Source organism: Pseudolabrys sp. FHR47, from assembly GCF_005153485.1.
Lineage (GTDB): Bacteria > Pseudomonadota > Alphaproteobacteria > Rhizobiales > Xanthobacteraceae > Pseudolabrys.
This window is the reverse complement of sequence record NZ_CP039740.1, coordinates 3,760,469-3,787,380: the sequence shown is the minus strand read 5'-3', so window position 1 is coordinate 3,787,380 and position 26,912 is coordinate 3,760,469. Positions and strand designations below refer to the sequence as shown.

At 63.3% G+C, this 26,912-nt stretch carries 26 protein-coding genes; 12 read left to right on the top strand and 14 right to left on the bottom strand.

The window, feature by feature from the left end:
• Positions 1 to 44: 44 nt before the first annotated feature.
• A complete protein-coding gene (locus tag E8Q40_RS18485) occupies positions 45 to 782 on the bottom strand; it encodes a hypothetical protein (RefSeq protein ID WP_137045921.1) in 738 nt (245 codons plus the stop codon).
• A 137-nt stretch (positions 783 to 919) separates the two neighbouring features.
• On the opposite strand from E8Q40_RS18485, the gene E8Q40_RS18480 reads away from it, so the two are divergent.
• Entirely contained in the window at positions 920 to 1,270 is a 351-nt protein-coding gene (locus E8Q40_RS18480) for a DMT family protein (protein ID WP_137045920.1), read from the top strand.
• Between the two features lie 195 nt (positions 1,271 to 1,465).
• Here E8Q40_RS18480 and E8Q40_RS18475 read toward each other — a convergent pair whose 3' ends face one another.
• Together E8Q40_RS18475 and E8Q40_RS18470 are read right to left on the bottom strand one after the other, a co-directional pair.
• The gene (locus E8Q40_RS18475) at positions 1,466 to 2,611 is read right to left on the bottom strand and encodes a PQQ-dependent sugar dehydrogenase (RefSeq protein ID WP_137045919.1); all 1,146 of its coding nucleotides are present in this window, start codon (positions 2,609 to 2,611) and stop codon (positions 1,466 to 1,468) included.
• Between the two features lie 102 nt (positions 2,612 to 2,713).
• Positions 2,714 to 2,929 (bottom strand): hypothetical protein, encoded by a 216-nt coding sequence (locus E8Q40_RS18470; protein WP_137045918.1) that lies wholly within the window; start codon positions 2,927 to 2,929, stop codon positions 2,714 to 2,716.
• Between the two features lie 598 nt (positions 2,930 to 3,527).
• Between E8Q40_RS18470 and E8Q40_RS18465 the strand changes: the two genes are divergently transcribed.
• On the top strand, positions 3,528 to 3,770 hold the full coding sequence (locus E8Q40_RS18465) for a hypothetical protein (protein WP_137045917.1): 243 nt from the start codon (positions 3,528 to 3,530) through the stop codon (positions 3,768 to 3,770).
• Between the two features lie 123 nt (positions 3,771 to 3,893).
• On the opposite strand, the gene E8Q40_RS18460 is transcribed toward E8Q40_RS18465, so the two are convergent.
• Complete coding sequence (locus E8Q40_RS18460) at positions 3,894 to 4,523, bottom strand: glutathione S-transferase family protein (protein WP_137045916.1); 630 nt, start codon at positions 4,521 to 4,523, stop codon at positions 3,894 to 3,896.
• 198 nt (positions 4,524 to 4,721) lie between these two features.
• Positions 4,722 to 6,065, bottom strand: coding sequence for a glycosyltransferase family 87 protein (locus E8Q40_RS18455; RefSeq protein ID WP_137045915.1), 1,344 nt, complete (start codon positions 6,063 to 6,065; stop codon positions 4,722 to 4,724).
• A 302-nt stretch (positions 6,066 to 6,367) separates the two neighbouring features.
• Here E8Q40_RS18455 and E8Q40_RS18450 point away from each other — a divergent pair, with 302 nt between their 5' ends.
• The 5 genes from E8Q40_RS18450 to msrP all read left to right on the top strand — a co-directional run bounded on the left by E8Q40_RS18450 (position 6,368) and on the right by msrP (position 12,296).
• Complete coding sequence (locus E8Q40_RS18450) at positions 6,368 to 7,573, top strand: pyridoxal phosphate-dependent aminotransferase (protein ID WP_137045914.1); 1,206 nt, start codon at positions 6,368 to 6,370, stop codon at positions 7,571 to 7,573.
• 90 nt (positions 7,574 to 7,663) lie between these two features.
• Positions 7,664 to 8,665, top strand: coding sequence for an ABC transporter substrate-binding protein (locus E8Q40_RS18445; RefSeq protein WP_137045913.1), 1,002 nt, complete (start codon positions 7,664 to 7,666; stop codon positions 8,663 to 8,665).
• Between the two features lie 118 nt (positions 8,666 to 8,783).
• Positions 8,784 to 10,856 (top strand): elongation factor G, encoded by a 2,073-nt coding sequence (locus tag E8Q40_RS18440; protein WP_137046815.1) that lies wholly within the window; start codon positions 8,784 to 8,786, stop codon positions 10,854 to 10,856.
• Between the two features lie 117 nt (positions 10,857 to 10,973).
• The gene (locus tag E8Q40_RS18435) at positions 10,974 to 11,216 is read left to right on the top strand and encodes a hypothetical protein (protein ID WP_137045912.1); all 243 of its coding nucleotides are present in this window, start codon (positions 10,974 to 10,976) and stop codon (positions 11,214 to 11,216) included.
• A gap of 96 nt (positions 11,217 to 11,312) precedes the next feature.
• Positions 11,313 to 12,296: a protein-methionine-sulfoxide reductase catalytic subunit MsrP gene (gene msrP / locus E8Q40_RS18430; RefSeq protein ID WP_137045911.1), complete on the top strand. Its 984-nt coding sequence runs from the start codon at positions 11,313 to 11,315 to the stop codon at positions 12,294 to 12,296.
• 47 nt (positions 12,297 to 12,343) lie between these two features.
• Here the strand turns inward: msrP and E8Q40_RS18425 are convergent, their stop codons facing one another.
• The gene (locus E8Q40_RS18425; protein WP_137045910.1) at positions 12,344 to 13,978 is read right to left on the bottom strand and encodes a PAS domain-containing methyl-accepting chemotaxis protein; all 1,635 of its coding nucleotides are present in this window, start codon (positions 13,976 to 13,978) and stop codon (positions 12,344 to 12,346) included.
• A 203-nt stretch (positions 13,979 to 14,181) separates the two neighbouring features.
• Between E8Q40_RS18425 and E8Q40_RS18420 the strand changes: the two genes are divergently transcribed.
• The gene (locus E8Q40_RS18420) at positions 14,182 to 14,685 is read left to right on the top strand and encodes a CreA family protein (RefSeq protein ID WP_137046814.1); all 504 of its coding nucleotides are present in this window, start codon (positions 14,182 to 14,184) and stop codon (positions 14,683 to 14,685) included.
• Between the two features lie 67 nt (positions 14,686 to 14,752).
• Positions 14,753 to 15,355, top strand: coding sequence for an HdeD family acid-resistance protein (locus E8Q40_RS18415; RefSeq protein WP_137045909.1), 603 nt, complete (start codon positions 14,753 to 14,755; stop codon positions 15,353 to 15,355).
• Positions 15,356 to 15,506: 151 nt separating this feature from the next.
• On the opposite strand, the gene E8Q40_RS18410 is transcribed toward E8Q40_RS18415, so the two are convergent.
• Complete coding sequence (locus E8Q40_RS18410) at positions 15,507 to 16,757, bottom strand: M20 family metallo-hydrolase (protein ID WP_370455204.1); 1,251 nt, start codon at positions 16,755 to 16,757, stop codon at positions 15,507 to 15,509.
• 203 nt (positions 16,758 to 16,960) lie between these two features.
• On the opposite strand from E8Q40_RS18410, the gene E8Q40_RS18405 reads away from it, so the two are divergent.
• Complete coding sequence (locus E8Q40_RS18405; protein WP_137045908.1) at positions 16,961 to 18,139, top strand: patatin-like phospholipase family protein; 1,179 nt, start codon at positions 16,961 to 16,963, stop codon at positions 18,137 to 18,139.
• A 3-nt stretch (positions 18,140 to 18,142) separates the two neighbouring features.
• Here E8Q40_RS18405 and E8Q40_RS18400 read toward each other — a convergent pair whose 3' ends face one another.
• A complete protein-coding gene (locus E8Q40_RS18400; RefSeq protein ID WP_137045907.1) occupies positions 18,143 to 18,919 on the bottom strand; it encodes a cyclase family protein in 777 nt (258 codons plus the stop codon).
• Positions 18,920 to 19,151: 232 nt separating this feature from the next.
• On the opposite strand from E8Q40_RS18400, the gene E8Q40_RS18395 reads away from it, so the two are divergent.
• On the top strand, positions 19,152 to 20,426 hold the full coding sequence (locus tag E8Q40_RS18395; protein ID WP_168197904.1) for an amino acid ABC transporter substrate-binding protein: 1,275 nt from the start codon (positions 19,152 to 19,154) through the stop codon (positions 20,424 to 20,426).
• A 193-nt stretch (positions 20,427 to 20,619) separates the two neighbouring features.
• Here the strand turns inward: E8Q40_RS18395 and E8Q40_RS18390 are convergent, their stop codons facing one another.
• The 5 genes from E8Q40_RS18390 to E8Q40_RS18370 all read right to left on the bottom strand — a co-directional run bounded on the left by E8Q40_RS18390 (position 20,620) and on the right by E8Q40_RS18370 (position 25,280).
• Entirely contained in the window at positions 20,620 to 21,372 is a 753-nt protein-coding gene (locus E8Q40_RS18390; RefSeq protein ID WP_246662914.1) for an ABC transporter ATP-binding protein, read from the bottom strand.
• Positions 21,362 to 22,141, bottom strand: coding sequence for an ABC transporter ATP-binding protein (locus E8Q40_RS18385; protein ID WP_246662913.1), 780 nt, complete (start codon positions 22,139 to 22,141; stop codon positions 21,362 to 21,364). The genes E8Q40_RS18390 and E8Q40_RS18385 overlap by 11 nt, the downstream gene beginning before the upstream one ends.
• Positions 22,138 to 23,100, bottom strand: a complete 963-nt coding sequence (locus E8Q40_RS18380; RefSeq protein WP_137045905.1) for a branched-chain amino acid ABC transporter permease — start codon at positions 23,098 to 23,100, stop codon at positions 22,138 to 22,140. Before E8Q40_RS18380 ends, E8Q40_RS18385 begins: the two co-directional genes overlap by 4 nt.
• Positions 23,101 to 23,970: a branched-chain amino acid ABC transporter permease gene (locus tag E8Q40_RS18375; RefSeq protein WP_137045904.1), complete on the bottom strand. Its 870-nt coding sequence runs from the start codon at positions 23,968 to 23,970 to the stop codon at positions 23,101 to 23,103.
• 311 nt (positions 23,971 to 24,281) lie between these two features.
• Positions 24,282 to 25,280, bottom strand: a complete 999-nt coding sequence (locus E8Q40_RS18370) for an NAD(P)-dependent oxidoreductase (protein WP_168197903.1) — start codon at positions 25,278 to 25,280, stop codon at positions 24,282 to 24,284.
• Positions 25,281 to 25,418: 138 nt separating this feature from the next.
• Here E8Q40_RS18370 and E8Q40_RS18365 point away from each other — a divergent pair, with 138 nt between their 5' ends.
• Positions 25,419 to 26,507: an LLM class flavin-dependent oxidoreductase gene (locus E8Q40_RS18365; RefSeq protein ID WP_137045902.1), complete on the top strand. Its 1,089-nt coding sequence runs from the start codon at positions 25,419 to 25,421 to the stop codon at positions 26,505 to 26,507.
• On the opposite strand, the gene E8Q40_RS18360 is transcribed toward E8Q40_RS18365, so the two are convergent.
• Entirely contained in the window at positions 26,504 to 26,896 is a 393-nt protein-coding gene (locus E8Q40_RS18360; protein WP_137045901.1) for an MAPEG family protein, read from the bottom strand. The genes E8Q40_RS18365 and E8Q40_RS18360 overlap by 4 nt on opposite strands.
• Between the last annotated feature and the right edge of the window lie 16 nt (positions 26,897 to 26,912).

Genomic DNA, 26,912 nt, shown 5'->3' with positions numbered 1-26,912 from the left:
AGCGCAGGAGAGGGTTCGCGGCGATACGGGTTGTGTGTTCGCGGTCACGGCTCGCCAGCGCCGAGATAACCGCCGATCTTCCAGGCACCGCCTTCCTTGACGTAGCAGAGCTGGTCGCTGCCGACCGGCGCCAACACATCGATGGTTACGAAGCCGACCTTGCCCGCCGGGGTCAGCACGCGCATGTAGTTTGGATTGACCGATCCCTCCGGCAGCACGCGCACGAAGTTAAGGCCGAGCTTATCGATCGTCGGCGCGCCGGCCTGCGGCGCGGCGCGAACGTCGGCGCCGGCCGTATAGGGATAGCCCCAGGCGGCGGCATCGGTCTGGGTGTCCTTGAGGAGGGTGGCGAAGGCCTTGGTGTCGAAACGCGGCTCGGCCGGGCCGCAGACCGCGCCCTTGCGGCTTTGCACCGGCGCGGCGCTCGGGTCGTCGGCGAGGCCGCCCAGCATGTCCCAGCCGACGCCGTCCTTGTTGGCAAGGCCGAGGGCAGAGGAGAGCACATCGAGGCCGGGCCTGCCTTTGGCGCGGTCGGTGCCGTCGCGGTCCCAGAAGAAGTCCTTGCCGGCGACAAGTTTCGCCAGCGCGGCGCGGTCGCGATTCCTCGCTGCCTCGGCGACCTTGGCGCGCAGCACGGCAAGGTCGGCATCCTTGATCTCGGCGGGCTGAGTGATCGGGACGGCTCGATAGGGCTTGCCGGGCGCAGGCGGCTGTTGCGCGGCGGCCGAGGCGGCAAGAGCAATCAGGACGGTAGCTATCGGCAGAGAACGGAGGCGCGGCATGGCGCAAGGCTCATTTCGCAAGTATCGGATGACGGCGTGAAACCTAACACGGCCGCGCACGTTTGCGCGAGCGACGGTTGTCATGGCAGGTGGGGGGCCGCGACAATCGCATCCTCTTCCACCAGCCCGAGTCCGTGATGCCCATTCTGTCATCCTATCTGCTGCCGATCGCCCTGCTGATCGGCTCCAACATCTTCATGACCACCGCCTGGTACTGGCACTTGCGTTTCAAGGAGGTGCCGATCCTGCATGTGATCCTGATCAGTTGGGGGCTGGCGCTGATCGAATACTGCCTCGCCGTACCGGCCAACCGCCTCGGCAGCGGCGTCTACTCGCCGGCACAACTCAAGACCATTCAGGAAGTGGTGACGCTGGTGATCTTCGCCGGCTTCTCGGTGCTGTATCTAAAGGAGTCCTTCACCTGGAATCAGGGCGTCGGCTTCGCCTTTATCGCGGTCGGGGCGTATTTTATCTTTCACAAGTTTTGAACCCACGCGACCGGCTTTCTTTCACCTCTCCCTATGGGAGAGGTCGACGCACGAAGTGCGTCGGGTGAGGGGTTACTAACTATCGTTAGGCCCTTGCCCCCTCACCCCAACCCTCTCCCCCATAGCTCGCCGGACGGCGAGCGTTCGCTCGCCTATGGGGAGAGGGAGCGCGCGGAGTTCGACGCGAGGACGGCGCTATCTCCCCGGCGTCACGCGCAGGATGCGGCCGTTGTTCTCGTCGGTGAGCAGATAGAGCGCGCCGTCGGGTCCCTGGCGCACGTCGCGGATGCGCTCGTTGAGGTTGGTGAGCAGGCGTTCTTCCCTGACCGGCTTGCCGTCCTTGATCTCAAGACGTGATAGGAACTGCGCGCGCAGTGCGCCGCTGAACAGGCTGCCCTTCCACTGCGGAAACAGATCGCCGGTGTAGAAAGTGAGGCCGGACGGCGCGATCGATGGCGTCCAGTGCCATAGCGGGTCTTCCATTCCTTCGGCGCGTTGCTTGCCGGTGCCGACCGGAGTGCCGTCGTAATTGACGCCGTAGGAAACGACCGGCCAGCCGTAATTCTTCCCCGGCCGGATGACGTTGATCTCGTCGCCGCCGCGCGCGCCGTGTTCCTGCTCCCATAACGAGCCGTCTGCGGGATTGACGGTGAGACCCTGCGGGTTGCGATGGCCGTAGGACCAGATAACGGCGCGGGCGCCGGAGCGATCGACGAAGGGATTGTCCTTTGGCGCCTCACCATTCGGCGTGATGCGCACGACCTTGCCGATGTCGTTGTCGAGCGTCTGCGCCATGTCACGGTCGCTGAAGTGATCGCCGGTGGTGATGAAGAGATTGTCGTCCGCGCTTTGCACGATGCGGCCACCGAAATGCTGGCCGCGCGAGGCCGGGCCGGCTTGCTGGAAGATCACCTTTACGTCGCGCAAGGCCGGTGCTTCGCCGGCATCGAGTGTCGCGCGCGCGACCGCGGTGCGCGCGCCGCCATCGAAAGGCTCGGCGTATGAGAAGTAAATGGTGCGGTTCTGCGCGAAATTGCGGTCAAGGATGAGGTCGAGCAGGCCACCTTGGCTGCGGGCCACGACCTTGGGCACGTTCGCGAGCGGCGTCGATAATTCGCCCTTGGCCGTCACGATGCGAATGCGGCCGGGCCTCTCGGTCACGAGCATGCGGCTGTCGGGCAGGAAGGCGAGCGCCCAGGGATGGTCGAGCCCTTTTGCCACCGTCTCGACCGCGAGCGGGCCGGCCGATGACGTGTTGCTTTGCGCGCCGGCGGCAAGCGGTGCGAAGCCGAGAGCAAAACCAAATGCGAAACAAACGAGAGTGCGTGATGGCATGATCATGCGCGGAAGCTTAGAGGACGTGGAGCCGGGGCTTCTATCGTCACGGTGACGCGGCGGCATCACGTTGCCGCGAGGTCGGCTTCATCTGTCGTGGAGTTCCCGCTAGTGCCGCGGACGGCGCTCGCCGGGCAGCAGCGACAGGCCGCCAATGGCGACAAAGGCAAGGCCGAGCAGCAGCACAATGGTGAACAGCGTGCCGTCATTGTCGATGAGGCCGTCCAGCGCGCTGGCGCGCGCGATGCCGACCGATACCGCGGTGGCGGCGACAAGAGTGGCGATGGTCAGGCCGGCGATGGCGGCAAGTTCCGCCAACACCACGCGGCGCGATTCGACGCCCGGCCCTAGTGGGTCCGCGGGGCCCCGGAAACCCGTGATTTTCCTGCGCTTGCGCATGACGAAACCGTCGCAACGATCCGATACGAATTTGGAATAAGACCTATATCTAACGCGCGAAGCCGGCACCGGTTCGACTCGATTGTGGCAAAGACGTTCGGGAAACGCGGCGGTTTCGTGGCGATCATCGTTAAGCGCCGGCCAATGCGGCGGCCCGCCACGGCCCCAGGCCGAAGGACGAACGTCTGTCGTCTTAGGTACCCCGCATGATCCTGCGCAGCACGCGCATGGCTGGCATCCGCGTTTTGTCATCTGGCGCATCGAGGTTGCCGCAGGCGATCCTTTGCGACACCGTTACTGCGCGTGGCGTGGCAACTCTATGCTCGATTTCCTTTGACGCAGGCATCTTTTATTCGTCGCGACCGCGGCGGCGAGACAAAGTCTTTCTCATGGTGCGATTGTCACGCGCGCGTGATCGTATGTGCGTGCATTATCACAACGGATGATATCCTCGGTGTAACTACTTGGCGCGCCGCGATGGCGATCTAGATCAGTGTCGTCGATCAACAAGGAGATCACGACAATGACCAAGACCATCATCGCTTCGCTCATCGCTGTCGGCTTTGCCACCTCGGCTTTCGCCAGTGACGGGTCCGAGGTTCTGCACCAGGATCTCAACAACCAGCCTGCCGTCGCCCAGCAGGCGCAGCGCATCGTGACCGGCACGCAGGCCTTTGCCTTTGCGCCGTCTCACTACGCCGGCTACGACAATGCTGAGCAGCGCGAGTTCAACCGCGTCGACGTCGATACCGTCTCGTCCCACTAATCGGCCGCGCGGTACTATCGGCCCGTTCGGAGGCGAGAGCCTCCGGACGGCCGATGCTTTATTGAGCGGGAAATTATTTAATAAGTCTGATTATGAAGCGGGCGTTGCTCGCCACTTGCGCTCTCATTCCGCCGCCATTGCTGCCGGCTGCCAGTCCATCGGCACATAACCCGGCTCTTCCGCGACGCGATCGAGCCAGGCCTTGACCGCCGGGAACGGCGTCAGGTCGAAATCGCACAGATGCGCGACGTGCGTATAACCATAGAGCGCGATATCGGCGATGGTGAAGCGATCGGCGACGAAGAACCGGCTTTTTTCGAGATGCCGCTCCATCACGCGCAGCGCGCGGTTGCCGTTTTCCATCCAGTCGTCGAGCGAATGCGCCTGCAGGTCGCGGCCACCGCGGACGAGCGACAGCCAGAAATAGGCAGCGCCCATATTGGGCTCGAGGCTGTTCTGTTCGAAGAACATCCACTGCAAGGCTTCGGCTCGTTCGATCGGATCTTCCGGTGCAAGCTCGGTGCCGCGCGCCACGTACCATAGAATGGCGTTGGATTCGGCGAGATAGCGGTCGGGCGCGACCTCGAGCAGCGGCACGCGGCCGTTGGGGTTCATGGCCAGGAATTCCGGCGTGCGGCTTTCGCCCTGCAGGATGTCGATCTCGACCAGCCTGTAGGGCGTTGCCAGCTTGGCCAGCGCGAGGCGGACCTTGTAGCTGTTGCCCGAACGCTGCATCGAGTAGAGCGTGTACATTCGTATGCCTCCGAAGCAGGCGATTGATCGGTGCCGACACGAATGGTCCGGCGAGAGGCGCTTATCAAGCGCCAGACTTATGTGCTTGAGACTCGGGCATTTGCGTGGCCATCGTATCACGCAGCCGCGCAATGTTTGCGCTCATTTTGCAGCTGCGAACTCAGAACTATTCCAGCAATGATCGTTTATGCGGAAAATTTATGCCGCTTGCGATTCAATGATGCCCGGTGCTTCGGTACGCAAGGCCCGGTATAGCAGCCAGCCGAACGACAGCAACATGACAGGCGCGCCGAGCGGGATATGCGTGAGTTGCGCAAATGAGCGCGCCACCAACGGCACGATCCAGAGCGCGGCGAGTAACGTCTTTTCCCAAGGTACGTTCTTTGGTGCTGCGCCGCGCCGCGCCGCATCGGCCGCGAGAAAGGCGATGGCCGGCGCGATCAGCATTAGGTCGTAATCGAGGCTGTACGGTGTCGCGAGAATGGAGCCGATGAGAAGTGCGGCGGCTTTCACGGCGAAGCGCGAGCGGCCACGCCAGATGACGACGAGCGCGGCGGCAACGGCCACTGTTGTCGCAGTTTGCACGGCGTAGGCGAGCGGCAGGCCGGCGCCCCACATCCGTGCCCATGCAAATGTGCTCTGGATCTTGTGCCAGCCGGTGCCGCCTTGTTCGAGTACGACGTGGCGTGTGAACTCGCTGCTGGCGAGGAAGGCGTGCCAGACCTCGACGCCGAAGGCGGCGGTCACGGCGAGCGCCATGATTGCCACGGTTGCGGCTGCGGCGGCGAAGACGCGCCAGCGCCCGGTGGCCACGAGCACCAGTGGAATGAGCAGCCCGAACTGCGGCTTGTAGGCGAGGCAGCCGATCAGGATGCCGGACAGGACCGGACGGCTGTCGAGTGTCAGCAGTGCGGCGGCGAACAGCGCCGCGGTGAGGAAGCCGTTATGGCCGTGGCCGAGATTGATGAAGACGGCGGGGTAGGCGATGGCGAGGAGGAGCCAGAGCTTTTCGCGCTCAAGGACCTCTCCTTCGTCATGCCCGGCCTTGTGCCGGGCATCCACGCCTTGCGGCGGCTCCGCAAAGGAAGACGTGGATGGCCGGGACAAGCCCGGCCATGACGGCGTGTTGAGGATCGCCCTCATCGCCAGCAGATACAGAACCAGTGTCGCGCCCTGCCAGACCGCCAGCGCCATCAGATAGGGCATGGTCGCCAAAAGCGCCGCCAGGCCGAGGAAGAAGGGCGGGTAATGCCAGCCATAGAAGGGCGTGGCCGCGCCGAAGATCGCCTGCTCCCGGGCATGCTGGGCGGCGGGGTCGAAGGGCTTGGCCGCCTCGCCGTCCAGCACATAGGTGCCGGCGGCGTAAATATTGGAGAAATCGGAGCCGATCGGCCGCCCGGAATAGTCGTTGAGGCCGGTCGCGGTCGCCAGGATATAGACCAGACCGATCAGGGAGGCCGTGAGCACGGCGAAGGCCACCAGCCGCGCCCGTTCACGGGTGACGAAGGCGCCGTCGCGCAGGTTTTCTAGCAGGGTGGCCATGGGGCCGGGTTTAGCAAAGCGGGCTTAACGCTCCGTCTTTCTTCCCTCTCCCCGTTTACGGGGAGAGGGTGGCGAGCCGCGTCAGCGGCAAGCCGGGTGAGGGGCGAAATGCTGGCGCTGGCAGGGCCGGCCCCTCACCCGACCGCCCTCGTTGCACTCGGACGGTCGACCTCTCCCCGCCGTGCGGGGAGAGGTGAAAAGAGCCCATCAACAGCGCTGATGAATGGATCATTTAAACCGCCTTGCGGCGCGGCCCACCGCGCTTTAGACCACCGCCGCAGCCGAATTCCAGGAGATTTGACATGGCCTTTCTCGCCGACAGCCTCAAGCGCATCAAGCCGTCGCCCACCATCGCGGTGACCGACAAAGCGCGGGCGCTGAAAGCGGCGGGCCGCAATGTCATCGGCCTCGGCGCGGGCGAGCCGGATTTCGACACGCCGGACAACATCAAGGAAGCGGCGATCAAGGCCATCCGCGAGGGCCGCGCCTCCAAGTACACCGCCGTCGACGGCATCCCCGAACTGAAGGCGGCGATCGCCGGCAAGTTCAAGCGCGAGAACGGTCTCGACTACAAGCCGTCGCAAATCATCGTCGGCACGGGCGGCAAGCAGGTGCTCTACAACGCCTTCATGGCGACGCTGAACCCCGGCGACGAGGTCATTATCCCGGCGCCGTATTGGGTGAGCTATCCGGACATGGTCTATCTCGCCGGCGGCACGCCGGTCGAAGTCGTGTGCTCCATGGAGTCGGGCTTCAAGATCACGGCGGCACAGCTCGAGAAGGCGATCACGCCGAAGACCAAGTGGTTCCTCTTGAACTCGCCGTCGAACCCGACCGGCGGCGCCTATACGCAGGCTGAGCTCAAGGCACTGACCGACGTGCTCGTGCGTCATCCGCATGTCTATGTGATGACGGACGATATGTATGAGCATCTCGTCTATGACGACTTCAAGTTCACCACACCGGCGCAGGTCGAGCCGAAGCTCTACGAGCGCACGCTGACCATCAACGGCACGTCCAAGGCCTATTGCATGACCGGCTGGCGTATCGGTTACGCCGGTGGCCCGGAGCCGCTGATCAAGGCGATGGCGATGATCCAGTCGCAATCGACCTCGAACCCGGCCGCGGTGTCGCAGTGGGCGGCGGTGGAAGCGCTCAACGGTCCGCAGGACTTCATCGCCAAGCACAACGTCATCTTCAAGGAGCGCCGCGACCTCGTGGTGTCGATGCTCAACCAGGCGAGCGGCATCAAGTGCCCGACGCCGGAAGGCGCGTTCTATGTCTATCCGTCCTGCGCCGGCACCATCGGCAAGACGACGGCGTCCGGCAAGAAGATCGCGACCGACGAGGACTTCGTGACCGAACTCCTGGAAGCGGAAGGCGTCGCGGTGGTGCAGGGCTCGGCCTTCGGGCTTGGACCGGCGTTCCGCATTTCGTACGCGACCAAGACCTCGGACCTCGAGGACGCCTGTCAGCGCATCCAGCGCTTCTGCGGCAATTTGAAGTAAGCCCTTTCTTTCCCTCTCCCCGCATAGGCGAGCTATGCGGGGAGAGGTGAAAGGAAAGCGAATCACGCCCGCCTTCGCTATGGTCGCGGCATGATGCTCCGCGCCGCCGCCGTCGCAATCGCACTTGTTTGTACGGCTCCCGCCGTGGCGCAGGAGCGCGTGACCGTTGCCGTGACGCGCGCCTCAGCCAACGGCGCCCTGTTCCTCGCCGCGGCCCGCGGCTACTTCAAGGCCGAGGGCATCGAGCCCGACATGACCGCCTATGCGTCGGATGGCGAAGTGGTGAAGGCCATGGCCGCCGGCTCGGCCGATATCGCACTGGCGCACTGGAGCATCGAGTCCGTCAAGCTGGCGAAGGACACCGGTTTCAAGGCGGTGGCCGCCCAGGCTCGCGAGATGGACGGTTACGAAGGCAACGAACTGGTGGTGTCCGCCGCCGCTTATGATCGCGGCATTCGCAAGCTCAACCAGTTGCTCAGCGGTGTCGTCGTCGTCGATGCCGTCGGTTCGACACTTCACTATCAGTTGGAACAGGCCAAAAAGAGCAAGGACGGCAAAGGCGACGGATTCACCTTGCGCTTCGCCGGCTCGCCGAAGGCCGCCGCCGCCGCCATCAGAGAAGGCCGCGCCGATATGGCGGTGCTGCCGATGATCGAAGCACGCGATCTGCTCGCCACCAATCAAGGCAAGCTGGTTGCCTGGTGCTCGCAGTTCTCGACATCGGAACTCGGCGCACTGTTTGCTTCGCCGAAGATGCTGGCCGAGCGCCGCGCCGTCACCGAAAAGTTCCTGCGCGCCTACCGCCGTGGCGCCGCCGATTATCACGCCGCGTTTCTGCGCCTGGACAAGTACTCGAAGCGCGTCTCCAACGCGGCTTCGCAGGAGGCGGCGAAGATTCTCGCTTATTATGTCTATCCGCGCGCCCGGCCCCACGAGGCGCTGGCGATGGCGGAAGGCGAAGTGCATTACATGGATGCGAAGGCGGGCATCGATACCGTCGACCTTGACCGGCGTATCGCCTGGTACCAGGCGCAGGGACTGCTCGATAAGTCGTTCAGCGCGAAGAATATCGTCGATTTGAACTTTAAGTGATTTTTGCGGCGCAGCGTCACAATCGTGACTTGCCAGTGCGGCGGCGGCCTGAGACGATTACTCCACGGGCCGGGTAACATTGGTCCAGCTCCCGGCCAGGGAGGTTGCCATGCATTCGATGCAGGAGTCTGCGCAACAGAAAGGCACGCGTTCCCAGGCGATAAGTTCCGGGGGCCCCCGCACCATCGCGCTGGTGGGCCCGTTCCAGAGCGGCAAGACCACGCTACTTGAGGCGATCCTGGCGCGCACCGGCGCCATCGCGCGGCAAGGCTCCGTCGAGGCAGGCAACACGGTCAGCGACGCCTCGAAGGAAGCGCGCCAGCACAAGATGAGCGTCGAGGCGACCTTCGCCACCACCGAGTTCATGGGCGACAGCTATACCTTCGTCGACTGTCCGGGCTCGATCGAATTCATTCACGACATGCGCTGCGTGCTGCCGGCGGTCGATGCCGCGGTCGTCGTATGCGAGGCCGACGAGAAGAAGGTGCCGCAGCTTCAGCTCATCCTGCGCGAGCTCGAAGACCGCAAGATCCCCCACTTCCTGTTCCTCAACAAGATCGACAAGGCCGACAAGCGCGTGCGCGAGACGATCCAGCTCTTGCAGCCGGCCTCGCGCGTGCCGCTGTTGCTGCGGCAGATCCCGATCTGGAACGGCGATATCATCTCCGGCTTCGTCGATCTGGCGCTCGAGCGCGCCCATGTCTATCGCGAATACGCCGCCTCCGAAGTGATCGAGCTTGCCGGCGAGAACAAGGATCGCGAGAAGGAAGCGCGCTTCACCATGCTGGAGCGGCTGGCCGATCACGACGACGAATTGCTCGAGCAACTGCTCGGCGACATGGAGCCGCCGCGCGACAAGGTGTTCGACGATCTGGCCATGGAGTTGCGCGACGGCGTGGTGTGCCCGGTGCTGCTCGGCGTCGCGTCGCGTTCGAACGGCGTCCTGCGGCTGCTCAAGGCCTTGCGTCACGAAGCGCCTGGCGTTGCCGAGACGGCGAAGCGTCTCGGGCTCAAGTCGGGTGACCCGACGGCGATCGTTCTCAAGACCTATCACACCGCGCATGGCGGCAAGATGTCGGTCGCGCGCGTGCTCAATGGCGAAGTCGGCGAAGGCGCATCATTCCTCGCACCGCGCCGCGATGCCGGCCGCGTCGCCGGCGTGTTCAACCTGATGGGCGCGACCTTCGCCAAACGGGGGCCGGCCAAGGCCGGCGAGACCGTGGCCTTCGGTAAGCTCGATGGCGCCAAGACGGGCGATACATTGTCGGCCGGCAAGCATGCGATCGAGCCTTTGGTGACAGTGACGCCATCGCCGCCGGTGCTGGCCATGGCCGTCGCGGCGAAGGAACGCAAGGACGACGTCAAGCTCGGCGTGGCTTTCACCAAGCTCACCGAGGAAGACCCGGCGCTGACCGTGATCCACAACACCGAGAGTCATGAGGTGGTGATGTGGGGGCAGGGCGAGATGCATTTGCGCGTCGCCACCGAGCGGCTCGCCGATCGCTATGGCGTGCCGGTGCTGACGCATCGGCCGGCTGTCGGCTATCGCGAGACCATCCGCAAGTCCATCAGCCTGCGCGGCCGCCACAAGAAGCAGTCCGGCGGACACGGTCAGTTCGGCGACGTGGTGCTCGAGATCAAACCGCTGCCGCGCGAGGGCGGCTTCAAGTTCAACGACATGATCACCGGCGGGGTGGTGCCGCGCAACTACATCCCGGCGGTCGAGGAGGGGGTCAAGGACGGGCTCAAGCACGGCCCGCTCGGCTTCCCGGTGGTGGATGTCGAGGTGTCTCTGACCGACGGCTCGTATCACACTGTCGATTCCTCCGACATGGCGTTCCGTACCGCGGGCCGCATCGCCGTCGCCGAAGGCCTGCCGCAATGCCAGCCAGTGCTGCTCGAGCCGATCTACATGGTCGAGATCGTCTGCCCGAGCGATGCGACCGCGCGCATCAACGCCATCCTGTCCGGACGGCGCGGCCAGATCCTCGGCTTCGACACCCGCGAGGGCTGGGACGGCTGGGATACGGTGCGGGCGCAGATGGCGGAAGCCGAGATCGGCGACCTGATCGTCGAGGTCCGTTCCGCGACGGCCGGCGTCGGCTCCTTCGCCTTCAAGTTCGACCACATGGCGGAACTGACCGGCCGGCAGGCCGAGCAGGTCGTCGCGGCAAGGCGGGCGGCGGAGTAGGGACTGCATCAAGCGACGGCCGCGCCGCGCTATTGTTAGTACATGGCGTGGCAGCGGCCGTTAGCAGTTCCGTAGAAGGGCGACGATGCAGGCAGAGCAGTTAAGAGGGCTGACCGCATGACCATGCTTCTCGTTTCGATTGTGCTTGAAGCGGCCGTTGCGGTGATCGCAGCGCTCGCCGCGGCGAAAGGGCGGCCTTATCTCTACGGTCTGGCCTTCACCTTCGCGGTATACGTAATTTACGACCTCGCCCGGGCCCTGCGTTGGCCGGCCGAAGGCATGCTTTTGTCCGTCTTGTTTCTTGCCGCAACGCTCGCCGCGCTTTACGCCGTATGGGGCCTTTATCGGGAGCGGGCCTGACCCTAGCGCCTTCTCCCGTATCCGTGATTTGCCTGTGATCCCTCGTGGTTTTAGGTCAGTCTGTGCCAACATGGACCGACAGAGGGGTCAAACGCGATGAACGTCATCCGCCGCCGCGGCTGGGAGATTCCGGAAAGCCAGATCACGCCCGAACATCTGGTGTTCAACCGGCGTAAGCTTCTGATCGCGGGAGCGAGCGCGCTGGCGATGGCGCCGGCTTTGGCCCCGGGCCTGGCGCAGGCACAGCGCGTATCCGACGCCGCCAATTTGCCGGACCCCAATGCCAGCCTTTATCCCGCCAAACGCAACGAGACCTACAAGCTCGACCGGCCGATCACCGACGAAAAGGTGAACGCCAGCTACAATAACTTCTACGAGTTCAATTCGACCAAGAACGTCGTCGAGCAGGCGCAGAAGCTGGTCGTCCGGCCGTGGGCGGTGAAGATCGACGGCATGGTCGAAAAGCCGTTCGAGATCGATGCCGACGAACTCATCAAGAAGATGGGCATCGAGGAGCGTGCCTATCGGCATCGCTGCGTCGAAGCCTGGGGCATGGCGATCGCCTGGAGTGGCTTCCCGCTGAAGAAGCTGGTCGAGTTCGCCAAACCGCTTGGCTCGGCGAAATACGTGAAGATGGAAACCTTCATGAATTCGAAGGTGGCGCCGGGCCAGCGCCAGCCCTGGTATCCGTGGCCTTATGTCGAAGGCCTGTCGATGGCGGAGGCGACCAACGACCTCGCTTTCATCGCCACTGGCGCCTATGGCCATCCGATGGTCAAGCAGCACGGCGCGCCGCTGCGGCTGGCGGTGCCGTGGAAATACGGTTTTAAGTCGATCAAGTCGATCGTGCGCTTCTCCTTCACGGAGGAACGCCCGAAAGGCATGTGGGAGGCGTTGCAGGCGTCCGAATACGGCTTCTGGGCCAATGTGAACCCGGGAGTGGCGCATCCGCGCTGGAGCCAGGCCACCGAAGAAGTCATCGGTACCGGAGAGCGGCGGCCGACCTTGCTGTTCAATGGCTATGGGGAATTCGTCGCCGACCTCTACAAGGGCATGAGCGGCGAGCGTCTATGGGCGTAGGCACATAGAGCGCCGCTTGCCGCGGCGCGCATGGTTCTGGGATCGCTCTAGGCCGCCCGGCGCATGGCCCGGCGCGTCTTTTCCTTCTTCTGAACCGGCTGCGCAGCGGCGTCCGAACCGCCCGAGCCCTGGCGCCCGAGCTTGAAGACATCGAGCGCCTGCATCAGCTTGGTGCTGCGCTCCTGGAGACCCTCGGTCGCATTGGAGGTCTCTTCGACCTGCGCGGCGTTCTGCTGCGTGACCTCGTCCATTTGCATCACGGCGTCGTTGACCTGGCTGATGCCGGTCGACTGCTCGTTGGATGCGTTGGCGATGTCGGCCATGAGTCCGGTCATCTTGCCGACGGCGGTGAGAATATCCTGCATCGCCTTGCCGGCATCGTTCGCCAGCACGGTGCCGTGACTGACCTTCGCGACCGATTCCTCGATCAACTGACGAATGTCGGTTGCCGCCGCAGCGGATCGCTGCGCCAGGCTGCGCACTTCGGTCGCGACCACGGCAAAGCCGCGACCGGCTTCGCCGGCGCGCGCCGCCTCGACCGCGGCATTGAGCGCCAGCAAATTGGTCTGATAGGCGATGCCGTTGATGATGCCAACGATGTCGGCAATCTTGTTCGACGAATCGCTGATCTCGGCAATCGTCGAGACGACATTGCCGACGATGGCGCCGCCCTTCTCTGCGGTCTGCAGAGCATTTGCGGCATATTGGTCGCCGTTGCGGGAGTTGTCGGCATTCTGCTTCACTGCCGAGGTCAGCTCTTCCATGCTGGCGGCAGTCTCTTCCAGAGCCGCGGCCTGCGAGTCGGTGCGCGCCGAGAGATCGCGGTTGCCGCTGGCGAGTTGTCCGGTCGCGGCCAGGATATCGTTGAAGTTGTTGCGGATGTCGCCGACGATCGAGTGCAGGTTGGTGTTGAGCTGTGCCATGGCGCGCAGCAACTGGCCGATCTCGTCGGAGCGCGTGGTGTGAATCTGGCTGGTCAGGTCGCCGCCCGCCATGCATTGCGCGACGCGCAAGGCTTCCTTGATCGGGCCGAGGATGTTGCGCTCGAGATAGAACCAGACCGAGGCGGCGGTGAAAAAGCCGATTCCGGACACGGCACCGACCCACCATGGCAAGCCCTGCGCGACGACGGTGGCGCCAACGGTGCCGATCGATGCCAGCAGTATCGCCATGATGATGCGGGTGCGGGTCGACATCGAGAAGCGCTGGATGAAAGAGAAGCTCATCCACGAGGAGGTCACGACCTGGCCCTGGCAGAGCCCGACGCTGCCGGGTTTTGCGCGTTCCTGCGCGTAGAGCTTGGTGGCGAGGCCAACCTGTTCGCGCGTCGGCTTGGTGCGTACCGACATATAGCCGACCGCCTTGCCGTTCTCGATCACCGGTGTGACATTGGCCATCACCCAGTAGTATTCGCCGTTCTTGCGGCGGTTCTTCACCAGGCCGCGCCAGGGCAGGCCAGCCTTGATGGTGTCCCACAGATTCTTGAACGCCGTCGCCGGCATGTCGGGATGGCGCAGAATGTTTTGCGGCTGACCGATGAGCTCATCCTCGGTGTAACCACTGACGTCGACAAAGTAGGTATTCGCGTAAGTGATGTTACCGTGGAGGTCCGTAGTCGAGACGATCGTCTTGCCGTCTTCGATGACGTACTCGACATCGACCACTGGGTTGTTGAGGCGCATGGTCCGCATCCGGATTCGTGAGGAAGTTTCACGAACAATCTATGCGGTCAAATTTATTGCCGGGTTAATTGTCCAGGTTCGCTTGATGGTTTGATAACCTGGTTTCAACACTGACGTACCTTCTGCACCTCTTTTGCTGAGCGTGACGAATTCCTATCTGCTCTAGGTTGCGAACCATGTAGGAGTGATTCGTGTTGCAGTGGATGAGAACAATTCTGGTGGGGTTTTGTGTGGTGGGATCGAGCGCGGTATTCGCAGCCGAGCAGCCGGACCTCATCTTCAAAAAGTCTACGGTATTTAAGTGGGTAACGCCGAACGACAAGCTTGCAACCTACGGTCTCGATGATCCGGAGGTGGAGGGCGTCGCCTGCCATTTCACGGTACCGGAGCGCGGCGGCTTCAAGGGCTGGATCGGCGTTGCCGAGGAAGTCTCCGATATTTCTCTCGCTTGCCGCCAGATCGGCCCCATCAAGTTCAAGGCCAAATTCGAACAGGGCGAAGACGTGTTCCGCCAGCGCCGGTCGCTGTTCTTCAAGAAAATGCAGATCGTCCGCGGCTGCGATACCAAGCGAAACGTGCTGGTCTACATGGTCTACAGCGACCGGATCATTGAAGGGTCGCCGAAAAACTCGACCTCGACCGTGCCGATCATGCCCTGGGGCAGTCAGGCCGAGGTCGCCAAATGCGCTGACTGGGTGGAAAACTAGGGTATGATGGTATCCGGCAGCGGTCTCGGGTAAATACCGCGCCGAAACGGAACATTCGGAGCCTGACATGCCGACCGACCTGCCGCCGCCCCAGGCCGACAACGCCGAACTCGCCACGATGCAGAAGGCGGTGGTGAAAGCCATCCACGAACACTGGAAGCTTTATCTCGCCGAAGGCGTTCTGCTCGTCGCCCTGGGCGTCGTCGCCATCCTCATTCCGCCGCTGGCGACTCTCGCCGTCACGATTCTGTTCGGCTGGCTGTTCCTGATCAGTGGTGTCATCGGTCTTGTCACCACCTTCTGGATGCGCAACGCACCGGGCTTCTGGTGGGCGCTGATCTCGGCCGCACTTGCCATTCTCGCCGGCGGCTGGATGCTGGCGCAGCCGGTCGCGGGCGCGCTGTCGCTGACTTTGGTGCTGATCGCCTTCTTCGTCATCGAGGGCGTCGCCTCGATCTTCTTCGCGCTCGATCATCGCCGCGAGTTCTCCGGCCAGTGGGGCTGGATGCTGGCGAGCGGCATCGTCGATCTTGTGCTGGCGGTTATGTTGCTGATGGGGCTGCCGTCGACGGCGGTGTGGGCACTCGGCCTGCTCGTCGGCATCAACATGGTATTCGGCGGCGTGGCGCTGATCGCCATGGCGCTGCACGCGCGCAAGGAAGCGATGTAGTTGCTTTCTTTACCTCTCCCATAGGGAGAGGTCGACGCACGAAGTGCGTCGGGTGAGGGGTTGCAAACGATCGAGAGTCACCTGCCCCCTCACCCCAACCCTCTCCCCCAAGGGGAGAGGGAGCGTGCCGAGTGTGCGGCCCGCTCTCATGCTATCGCATTTTCTCCGCCAGCATCCGGTCATAGTCCAGCACGGCTTGCAGCAGCACCTGCGCGCCGTTGGCGCATTGCTCCTTGCTCGAATACTCCGCCTCGTTGTGGCTGATGCCGTCCTTGCACGGCACGAAGATCATGGTGGTCGGCGCAACGCGCGCGAGATAAGCCGCGTCGTGACCGGCGCCGGACATAATGTCCCGCGTCGACAGGCCCGCAGACGCCGCGGCACGGCGCACGGCCTCGATGCACTGCGCATCGAAATGAACCGCCGGCTGCCTCACGATGTTCTTGAGAGCGAGCGTGAGGCCCAGCTCCCGGGCGATTGCTTCGGCGGCCGTGCCGACATCGCGCTCCATCCGCTCGAGAACGGACTCGTCGGGATCGCGGAAATCGATGGTGAGGTAGGTCTCGCCGGGAATGACATTGGTCGAGGCCGGCTTGACCTCGAGCACGCCGACGGTGCCAACCGCGGTCTTGTGCTTCACGGCGATGGCATTCACGGCTTCGACCAGCCGCGCCGCGCCGAGCAAGGCATCGTGCCGCCGGTGCATCGGCGTGGTGCCGGCATGGCTGTCCTGTCCGGTGAAAGTTACTTCGTACCAGCGGATCGCCTGCACGCCGGTGACGACGCCGATATCCTTGTTCTCGGCTTCGAGGTTCGGCCCCTGTTCGATGTGAACCTCGAAAAAGGCCGACAGAGGGTGATCGCCGCAGCGCTGCGTGCCGCGATAGCCGATGGCGTCGAGCGCGTCGCCGAACGTCACGCCGGCGCGGTCCTGCCGTGCCACCGCCCAGTCGCGCGTGAAGGCGCCAGCGAAGACGCCCGACGCGACCATGGCGGGCGCAAAGCGCGAGCCTTCCTCGTTGGTCCAGTTTACGACCTCGATCGGCGCGAAGGTCTCGTAGCCGGCGCGGTGCAGGGTGCGGAGCGCCTCGAGCGCGGCGAGGACTCCAAGAGTCCCGTCAAATTTTCCGCCCGTCGGCTGAGTATCGAGATGGCTGCCCATGGCGATCGGGGGAATGTCGTTCCGCTGGCCGGCGCGTCGGGCAAACATCGTCCCCATGTCGTCGACAGTAACGGTGCAGCCGAGGCTTTCGGCGGCAGCCCTAAACCAGTCGCGAACCTGACGGTCGAGGTCGGTGAGGGTGAGGCGGCAGATGCCGCCTTTCGCCGTGGCGCCGATCTTGGCGGTTTCCATGAGATCGCCCCACAGGCGCTCGGGATCAATGCGGAGGTTGTTCATCATGTCGCTCGCGAAGGGTGGGGTGACGGAGTGTCACAGCGGCTGGATGTACATAGATAAATATTCGCGTTAAAGTTCCGAAGCGCCGTGCAAACAGCTAGGGAGGGGGCCATTTGTACAGCCGGAAGCGGACCGATGACAAACCGGCCTGATGAGGTCGGCATGTTTCCAATCTGAAGTCCGTCGGATGTCGGCCTCGGCATCACATGGGTGACGAACAAGAACCGCAGGTTCCTGTCGATCCACGATCACCAGTCCGCTTCATTCCGCCCGACCGACCTGCGGAAGCACCAGAGCAGGGCATCGCACTCTGTCTGTCGGGCGGCGGTTATCGCGCCATGCTGTTTCACGCCGGCGCACTGTGGCGCCTTCACGAAACCGGGGTGTTGCCGACCATCAAACGAATTTCCAGCGTATCGGGCGGCTCGATCACGGCCGGCGCGCTGGCGCTGGCCTGGCCGAAGCTCGCGGGAACGACCGACCGGGCGCCATTCGAAAGCAATGTCGTCAAGCCGGTCCGCACATTGGCGTCGCATACGATCGATATCGCGTCGGCCGTCATCGGCCTGCTGCCGGGGATGTCGGTCAGCAACCGCATCGCGGCCGCCTATGACAAGCATGTCTTCAAGGGCAAGACGTTGCAGAACCTGCCGGACAATCCGCGTTTCATCATCAACGCCACCAGCGTCCAGACGGGGACGTTGTGGCGCTTCTCCAAACCGTACATGGCCAATTATCGTGTCGGGATGATCAAAGCCCCCGATCTGGCGCTCTCCGCCGCCGTCACGGCGTCATCGGCCTTTCCGCCGTTCTTGTCGCCGATGCAACTGCCGCTCGACCCGGCGCGGGTCGAACCTGTTGATGGCGCCGATTTGCACAGAGAACCGTATGTCAGCAACGCCGTGCTCAGCGATGGCGGGGTCTATGACAATCTCGGCCTCGAAACGGCGTGGAAGAACTACGACACGATTCTGGTGAGCGACGGCGGCGGCCACTTCGCGCCGGAGGAAGACCCGGCGCGCGATTGGGGGCGGCATGCCTATCGCGTCCTCAATCTCATCGACAGCCAGGTGCGCGCCTTGCGCCAGCGTCAGGTTATCGAATCCTACAAGGCCCGGGAGACCGACCGTAATCACCGCAAGGGCACCTATTGGGGGATTCGCAGCGCGATCGCGAAATATGAAGTCGATGGCGCGCTGCCATGTCCGCCGCAACGGACGATCCTGCTCGCCGACGAGCCGACGCGGCTGGCGGCGATGGATGAAGCGCTGCAGGAGCGCCTCATCAACTGGGGCTATGCGATCTGCGATGCCGCCATGCGGCGGCACGTGATCGATCCCGGCACGCAGCCGCCGCCCAAATTTCCATACAACAGGGGCGTGTGACGGTCAGCCGTCCAGGATCGCCACTGCGCGGGTCCAGCCGGCCGAGCCGCCGCGGATCTTCACCGGGAAGCAGCTCACCATGAAGCCGGTCGGGGGCAGGCTCTCCAGGTTGTGCAGCTTCTCGATGTGGCAATAGCCGATGTCGCGGCCGGCCCGGTGACCCTCCCAGATGATCGAAGGGTCGTGCGTCTCGGCATAGCGTTTCATCGTGTAGACGAAAGGTGCATCCCAGCTCCAGCCGTCCGTGCCGGTGACGCGTACGCCGCGCTCGAGCAGGTATAGTGTGGCCTCGCGGCCCATGCCGCAGCCTCTGGCGACGTAGTCGGGCTGGCCATAGGCCTTGCCGGCGCTCGTATTGACGACAACGATATCGAGCGGCGCCAGCGTGTGGCCGATACGCTTGAGCTCGGTCTCAACATCTGCGGCACTGGCGACGTAACCATCCGCGAAATGACGGAAGTCGAGTTTGACGCCGCGCTGGAAGCACCAGTCCAACGGCACCTCGTCGATGGTGATAGCTCGCTGGCCGCCGTCCATCGTCGAGGCGAAGTGCCAGGGCGCGTCGAGATGGGTCGTGCAGTGCGTCGACAGCTTGATCCATTCGAAGCCCCAGCCTTCGCCGTCGGGCAGGTCTTCCTTCTTCAACCCGGGAAAGAACTTGAGAATGTCGGCCGCGGTCGCTTCGTGGTCGAGGTATTCGATGGTCGGGCCATAACCTGGGGGGTCCGCTGCGACATTATTTTCAAGCGGAATTGATATGTCGACGATCCGGCGCGGCATGAGGCGGGCTCCTTCCCGGGCGTGTTCTTGTTGCCGCCTATCATTCGGGGCCGCCACGCCGTTCGCAACACCCATTCATCGTGCAGTGCAACAATGCTCCTGCGCGGGACTCTGCCCACCGATATCGCCGCGCCACCGTTATCAAGGCCTTACGCCGCAGTGGACCGTCGCGCTTGTCGCTGGCATGATCGCTCTAGCGAAGAAAACAAAAACCACCTCGGGAGGACAACGGATGATGCAAAGCCTCAAATCGCGCAAGCTTGCTCTGATTGCAGGCGTCAGTCTTGCGGTCACGGCGGCGATGACGCTCGGCGCCCAGGCGCAAGACACGATCAAGATTGGTTTCTCGCAATCGCTCACAGGCTTCCTCTCGCCGAATGGCAAGCAGGCGCTGCTCGGCATGGAAATCTGGGCCGATCAGGTCAACAAGTCCGGCGGTCTGCTCGGTAAAAAGGTCGAGCTGAAATATTATGACGACAAGAGCCAGGGCTCGGAAGTCCCGGGCATCTACACCAAGCTGATCGACGTCGACAAAGTCGATCTCGTGGTCTCCGGTTATGCGTCGAACCAGATTGCACCGGCCATGCCAGTGGTGATTAGCAAAAAGAAAACTTTTGTCAGCTTGTTCGGCCTCGATATCAACGACAAGTTCAAATACGATCGCTACTTCGCGGTGATTCCGACAGGCCCGGACGCCAAGGCCTCCTTTACCAAGGGCTACTTCAACGTGGCGATGGCGCAGTCGCCGAAGCCGCAGTCCATCGCGCTCACCTATGCCGACGCCGAATTCTCGCAGAACGCCTGCGAGGGTGCGCGCAACACTGCCAAGAAACTCGGCCTCAAGATCGTCTACGACAAGGCTTATCCGCCGCCGCCGAAGACCACCGACTTCGCGCCGATTGTGCGCGCGGTGAAGGCGGAGAATCCGGACCTGGTGATGATCTGCTCTTATCCGCTTGACTCGATCGGCCTGGTGCTGGCGGCGCATGAAGTCGGCCTCAAGCCGAAGATGATGGGCGGCGCCATGGTCGGCCTGCAGGCCACGCCCTTCAAGGATAAGCTCAAGAGCAAGCTCAACGGCATCGTCAATTACGAGACCTGGGTGCCGGACAAGAAGCAGATGTATGAAGGCACCGAAGCCTTCTTCAAGGAGTACCAGGCCAAGGCCGGCGCCGCTGGTGTCGATCCGCTGGGTTACTATCTCGGTGGCTGGGGCTACGCTCAGATGCAGGTGCTCGAAGCCGGCATCAAGGGTTCCAAGAGCCTCGACGACGCCAAGATCGCCGACTATCTGAAGAAAGCGACGATCAAGACCGTGATGGGACCGATCAAGTACGGCGCCAAGGGCGAATGGGCCGAGGACCGTATGATGACCGTGCAATATCACGGCGTCACCGACGCGGCGAACCTCGATACCTGGCGCGGCATGAGCTACCAGACGGTCGTCGACCCGCCGAGCCTTGCCACCGGCAAGGTGGTCTATCCTTATGAGAAGGCGATGAAGTAGCGACGGATCGCTTGAATGAAGAAACGCCGCGGAGCAATCCGCGGCGTTTTTTCTTCAAAGTTCAGGTAATGAACTCGTCATGGCCGGGCTTGTCCCGGCCATCCATGTCTTGATGGCGTTGGCGTTAGAAAGGCGTGGATGCCCGGCACAAGGCCGGGCATGACGGAGAGTGTGGCGCCCCTCGCGGTAGATCTCACATCCCTAGATAAAACTGCCGAATAAGATCGTTGTTGTTGAGTTCGTCTGCGGAAGAGCCCTCGAATTCGATCTTGCCGTGGACGATGACATAACCACGATCGGCGATGCGCAGCGCCTGGGTGAAGTTCTGTTCGGCCATCAGCACCGTGAGCTTGAAGTGTTCCTTCAGTGTCTTGATGGCGTCGATGGTACGGGCGACCAGCAGCGGCGACAGGCCGACCGAGGGTTCATCGACCAGCAGGATGCGCGGGTTGATCATCAGGGCGCGCGCGAGCGCCAGCATCTGCTGCTCGCCGCCGGACATCGAGCCAGCCAGCTGACCGCGCCGCTCGGCGAGGCGCGGGAAGGTCTCGAAGCAGAAGTCGAGATTGGTCTTGATGTGGGCGCGCGCCTTCGGACGGCTGGCGCCGAGCAGCAGGTTTTCCTCCACCGTCTGGCGCGGGAACAGGCGGCGGCCTTCCGGCACGAGCGCGATGCCGAGATCGACGATCTCGGTGGTCGAGAGTTTGGTGAGGTCGTGCCTAGCACCGTCGATCTCGGCAACGATGCGCCCCTTGGACGGCCGCACCCAGCCCATGATGCACTTCATCAAAGTGCTCTTGCCGTTGCCGTTGGTGCCGAGCAGCGCCACGGTCTCGCCGGAACCGACGTGAAGCGACACGTCGTCGAGCACGCGCACCAGGCCGTAGCCGGCATCGATGCCTTCGACAGCGATGCTGTTGGTGCTATGTGCCAGATCAGGTTCCAAGATAGGCTCCCACCACGTCCTTGTCCTTGATCACGTCTTCTGGGGCCCCATCGGCGATCTTGCGGCCGGAGACGAGCACGACGAGGCGTTGCGAGAACGCCATCACTGCGCGCATGATATGTTCGATCATGATGATGGTGACGCCGCGCTCGTTCATGCGAATGAGCAGCGCAACGATGTCCTCGACCTCGGAATGCGACAGGCCGGCCATGGACTCGTCGGCGATCAGCAACTTCGGCTCCGCCGCCATGGCACGGGCGAGCTCCAGCTTGCGCATCTCGACTTGAGTGAGATCGAACGGGTTCTTGCCGGCCTTGTCCTGCAGCGAGACGAGGGTGAGGACTTCCATGCAGCGGTCTTCGAGTTCGCTCTGCGTCAGATGAACGCCCGCGCGGGCGCCGACGGTGTAGATCAGCGGCACGCGTACATTCTCGGCCACGGTCATGGTCCGGAACGGTCGCGGCAACTGGAAACTGCGGGCGAGGCCGAGCCGGGCACGGCGATGTGCCGGAAGGCCATCGAGACGCTGGCCGTCAAAACTCACGCTTCCGGTTTCGTTCTGCAGCGTGCCGCTGATGCAGTTAACCAGTGTGGATTTTCCAGAGCCGTTCGGCCCAATCAGGCCGAGGCGTTCGCCCTTGGGCACTTTGAGGTCGACGGTGTCGAGCGCGACGAAGCCACCGAAGCGTTTGCCGAGTTGGTCGACCGCGAGCAGCGGCACGTCGCCAATCGCTTCCTCGGTCGCAGAGTGGCCCATGATCTGGCTCATGTCTGCTTCCTCCCGGCGGTGAGGCTTTGCCACAGGCCCACCAGGCCCTTGGGCGCGAGGATGACGAAGCCGATAAGCAGCAGGCCGGTGATGAGCAGATTGGCAGCCGACGAGATCGTCACCGTGATGACCTGCTGCAAGGTCGACAGCAGCAGCGCGCCGACCATCGGGCCGACCCAGGTCATGGTGCCGCCGATCATCGGCATAGCGATGGCGTTCACCGAATAGGCAAGGTTGAAGGCCGAGCCTGGCTCGACATAGCCGATGTAATAGGGGAACGGCGCGCCGGCCATGCCGAACAGCGCGCCGGAGACGACCGTGGCGATCAGCTTGAGCCGCAAGGTCGGAACGCCGGACGCTTCCGCGGCCAGTTCGTCATCGCGGATGGTGGCGAAGCCGACGCCGAGGCTGGAGCGTTCGATGGTGCGGGCGGCGACCAGCGACAGCACGACCAGAATCAGCATCAGCAGGAACAGATACTGGATGAAGGCGCCGAGGATCGGGATTTCCGACGGCGGGATGATATAGGCGCCGCGCGAGCCGCCGACGAAGGACCAGTTGACGACGAAGGTTTCAATCACCACCAGCAATGCCAAAGTGGCGATGGCGAAGAACACGCCGCGCAGCCGCAAGGTGAGATAGCCCATGCCAAGGCCGAGCAGGCCGGCCATGAGGCCGCCGATCACCATCAGCACCGGGATCGGCAACTGGAAATCAAACTGCTGGCCGATGTTGTAGAAGAATACGGTCGAATAGACGCCGACAGCGAAGAAGCCGGCGCTGCCGAAATTCACATAGCCGCAATAGCCGCCGAGGATGTTCCAGGCGGTGGCGATGACGACGTATTGCAGTACCGTATAGCCCGCGAAGAACAGGTAGTCGTTGCCGATCATACGGAAGGCGATGAACAGCGCCGCGGCGACGGAGACGAGGATGAGCGTGAATTTGGGCGTGTGCATTTAACGACCCAGCAATCCGGAGGGCCGCACGGCCAGGGTGAGCAGGAGTAGGCCGAACGACACCGCCGGCGCCCAGGACGGGCCGTAGAATGTCGTGGCAATGCTTTCGATGACGCCGATCAGCAGCGCGGCGATCAGGGTTCCGGGCAGGCTGCCGAGGCCGCCGAGGACGCAGATGGCGAAGACGCGGCCGATATATTCGCGGCCCGACGACGGCAGCACCGGCTGGATGACGATGAGGAAGGCACCGGCCAGCGCGCAGGTCGCCATCGAGATCGAGAAGGCGATACGCTTGATGCGGGTCGGATCGATCGCCATCAGTTCCAGCGCCTGCGGGTCCTGCGATACCGCCATCACGGCGCGGCCGATGAAAGTGCGGGACATATAGAGCTGCAACGCGGCGAACATGGCGATGGAGACCAGCGCCGGCACCAGCATGCGCAGCGGAAACTCCATGATGCCGAGCTTGAGGCTGCCGCCGGCGTAGGCCGTGTCCACCGTCCGGTAATCGACGCCGAACACCAGAATTAGCGTCACCTCGGTGACGAACAGCAGGCCGAAGAAAAAGGCGAGGCCGCGCAGCGCGTCCTGTCCGCGTTTCTCGAAGGATTGGAAATAGATTCCATAGACGCCGGTGCCGAGAGCGTAAAACGCCGGCAGCGCCAGGATGGCGACGATGATGGGATCGATGCCGAAATTCGCGCTGACGATATAGGCGATGTACGAGCCAAGAACGATAAAGCCCGGATGCGCGATATTGACGATATCGAGCATGCCGAACGAAATCGAAATGCCGGCGGTGACCGCCGCATAAAAGCCGCCGAGCATCAAGCCGGCGATGATGGCATTGATCAACAGGTCGAACTGCATGAAAACGTCAGCCGGACCGGCGACCGCGATGGGCGGTCGGCAGGACCTTCACACGCGACAGGCGCTCCACCGGTCAGGCGACCGGGACGGAAGGACCCCCGAACTTGCGTGAATGGCCGCCGATGGCCGGCACTATGACCTCCCCAATGATCTCTTTATGGCCGGTGCGCTCGAACGCGCCCAACCGTTATGCCGCAGTGTGCAGGAAGCGGATCGCCTTGGCTAGCCTGTTGATCGGGCAGGCAGTCGACGTGCCGTGTCTATCCACGCCGCATGAAGCGGTGTGGCGCGCTTCCCACAGCGCGGTGCGCTTAGGCCGTGGCCTGTGGGCGGATGCCCGCCGTCTTGACAGCCTTGTCTCGCTTCAGTCGCGCCGTTTTCTCCAGCACGGCGCAGACCGCGGCGGCGTCTTTGGTGCCCAGACCGGACTTGAGTGCCTTGTCATAGATCGGGCGCGCGGCGTCGAACAGCGGCGTCGGCACGCGCATCGCGCGGACGAAGTCGCCGATCAGTTTGATGTCCTTGTCGAACACGTCGAGCGTCGCCGTGACGTTGTCGTAGTCGTTCTTCACCATCATCGGCCCGCGCAGATCGAAGATGCGCGACTGGCCGGCGCCGGCGGAGACCATCTCCAGGATCGCTTGCGGCGGCAGGCCGGCTTTCATGCCGAGCACCATGGCCTCGGCGCTGGCGATGTTGTGGATAGCGACCAGCAGGTTGGCGACGTATTTCATCTTGCTGCCATTGCCGAAGGCACCGACGTCATAGGCGGCGCGGCCGAAGTCGGCGAACATCGGCTTCAGTCGTTTGATCGCGGACTTTTCGCCGCTGGCGTAGAACACGACATCGCCGCGCGCTGCCTGTGCGCCGGTGCCGCTCACCGGCACGTCCAGCATTGTGTGTTTTGCCTTGCGCATGCGGCGCTCGGCCTTCTGCTTGTCCCCGAGCGCGAAGGTGCTCAGTTCGACAAGGGTGATCGGTGGCAGCTTGGCGCCGGCTATCTCATTCACCACGGACTCCAGAGCCTTGGGTGAGGGCAGGCTGGTCAAGACGACGGAAGCCTGTTTCGCCACCTCAGTGGCGTTACGCAGGATCCTGATGCCGCGATCCTTGGCCGCCAGTCGCCGCGCCGCGCTGATGTCGTAGCCGACGACGCGCCAGCCGGCTTTTTTGAGATGACGGGCGAAGGCCCCGCCCATGATGCCGAGGCCGACGATGCCCACCGTACCTTTGCTTTGCCGCGACGTCGCCCGTGCTTTCGGTTTCCTCGACGGCACCATCGCCTTTTTCGATTTCTTCGTCTTCGCCATGCTTCGGCCTTGGAAGTGTGTGGTCCCCAATGGGTACCATGGCGCGCGCTGCGGCGTCATCTGCGGCGTCGGCTTTCCAAATGGCAGCCGGTTCGCTTATCGTCTGGCAACAAGAAAACTCGATCGGGAGACGCCGCGATGCAGCTTGGCTTTTTCACCATGCCGATCCATCCGCTCGACAAGGACTGGCGGCAATCGCTGCGCGAGGACCGCGAGGCTTTCGTCCTCGCTGACGAACTGGGTTTCTCGGAAGCCTATTGTGGCGAGCATGTCACGGACCGCGCGGAGAATATCACCTCCTGCATCGTGTTCCTGGCGAGTCTGGTCGACCGTGTGAAGCACATGAAGCTCGGCACCGGCACCGTCAACATGCCGAACACGCACCCGGCGACGGTGGCGTCGCAGATCGCCATGCTCGACCATATGCTCGGCGGCCGCTTCCTGTTCGGCATCTCGCCGGGCGGACTGCTGTCCGATGCCGAGGTATTCGGCAATCTCGACGCCGACCGCAATGCCATGTTTCTCGAAGCCATCAACCAGGTGCTCGCCATCTGGGCGGGCGAGCCGCCCTATGACCTCGCCGGAGAGTACTGGGACATCAGCGTGGCGCGGCAGTTCATTCCGGAACTGGGGCAGGGTTATATCGCCAAGCCGTTGCAGCGGCCGCATCCGCCCATCGTGGTGACGGCGGTGGCGCCGTTCTCCAAAGGCGTCACCGAGGCCGCGGCGCGCGGCTGGGACCCGATCTCGGCCAACTTCCTGATGCCGCAATGGGTGAAAAGCCACTGGCCGAAATATGTCGAGGGCTGCGAACGCGTCGGCCGCGTGGTGGATGCCGCGAATTGGCGTGTCGCGCGCTCGATCTTTGTGGCGGATGACGAGAAGACGGCGAAGGCTTATGCCACCGATCCCGACAGCCCCTATGTTTTCTATTACAAGCAGCTCTACACCAAGCTGAAGAAGAATGGCCGCATCGAACTGTTCAAGACACATCGCGACCAGCCGGACGACGAAGTGACGCTGGAGACCGTGTGCAACCAGCTCATCACCTATGGCACGCCGGACAAGGTCGCCGACGAACTGCTGAAGTATCGCGAGACGGTCGGCGACTTCGGCACCCTGCTTTATGCCGGGAAGGATTGGGCCGACCGCGAGCTTGGCCGCCGGTCCATGATCCTGCTGGCGGAGCAGGTAATGCCGAAGGTCAATGCGGCCATCCGCAGCTAACGGCCCAGAATGCCGCCGGCGAGCAGCAGCACCGAGGTGGCGATCAGGATGGACAAGGTCGTGACCATGCCTGTGACGCGGAACCGGATGTCTTCCGGCTCCCGGGCGACGCCGAGGGCGTGTGCGGCGCGGGCGACGAGCAGGAGGGCGCAGAGCGTGTGCATGAGCCAGGCCGGCCAGGCCTGCATCTCGAGGAAGGTCAGCAGGATCAGCGCCAGCGGCACATATTCGGCGAAATTGCCCTGGACGCGGATATAGCGTTCCAATTGTCGGTCGCCGCCGGTGCCGAGACCGATGCGCATCGTGCGCCGTGTATTGGCGACGCGGAACGAAATTGCGACGAACATCAGGCCGAGCACGGCGGCGTAGGCGGGGACGATCAGCGGCATGGCGAGCCTCTTTTGG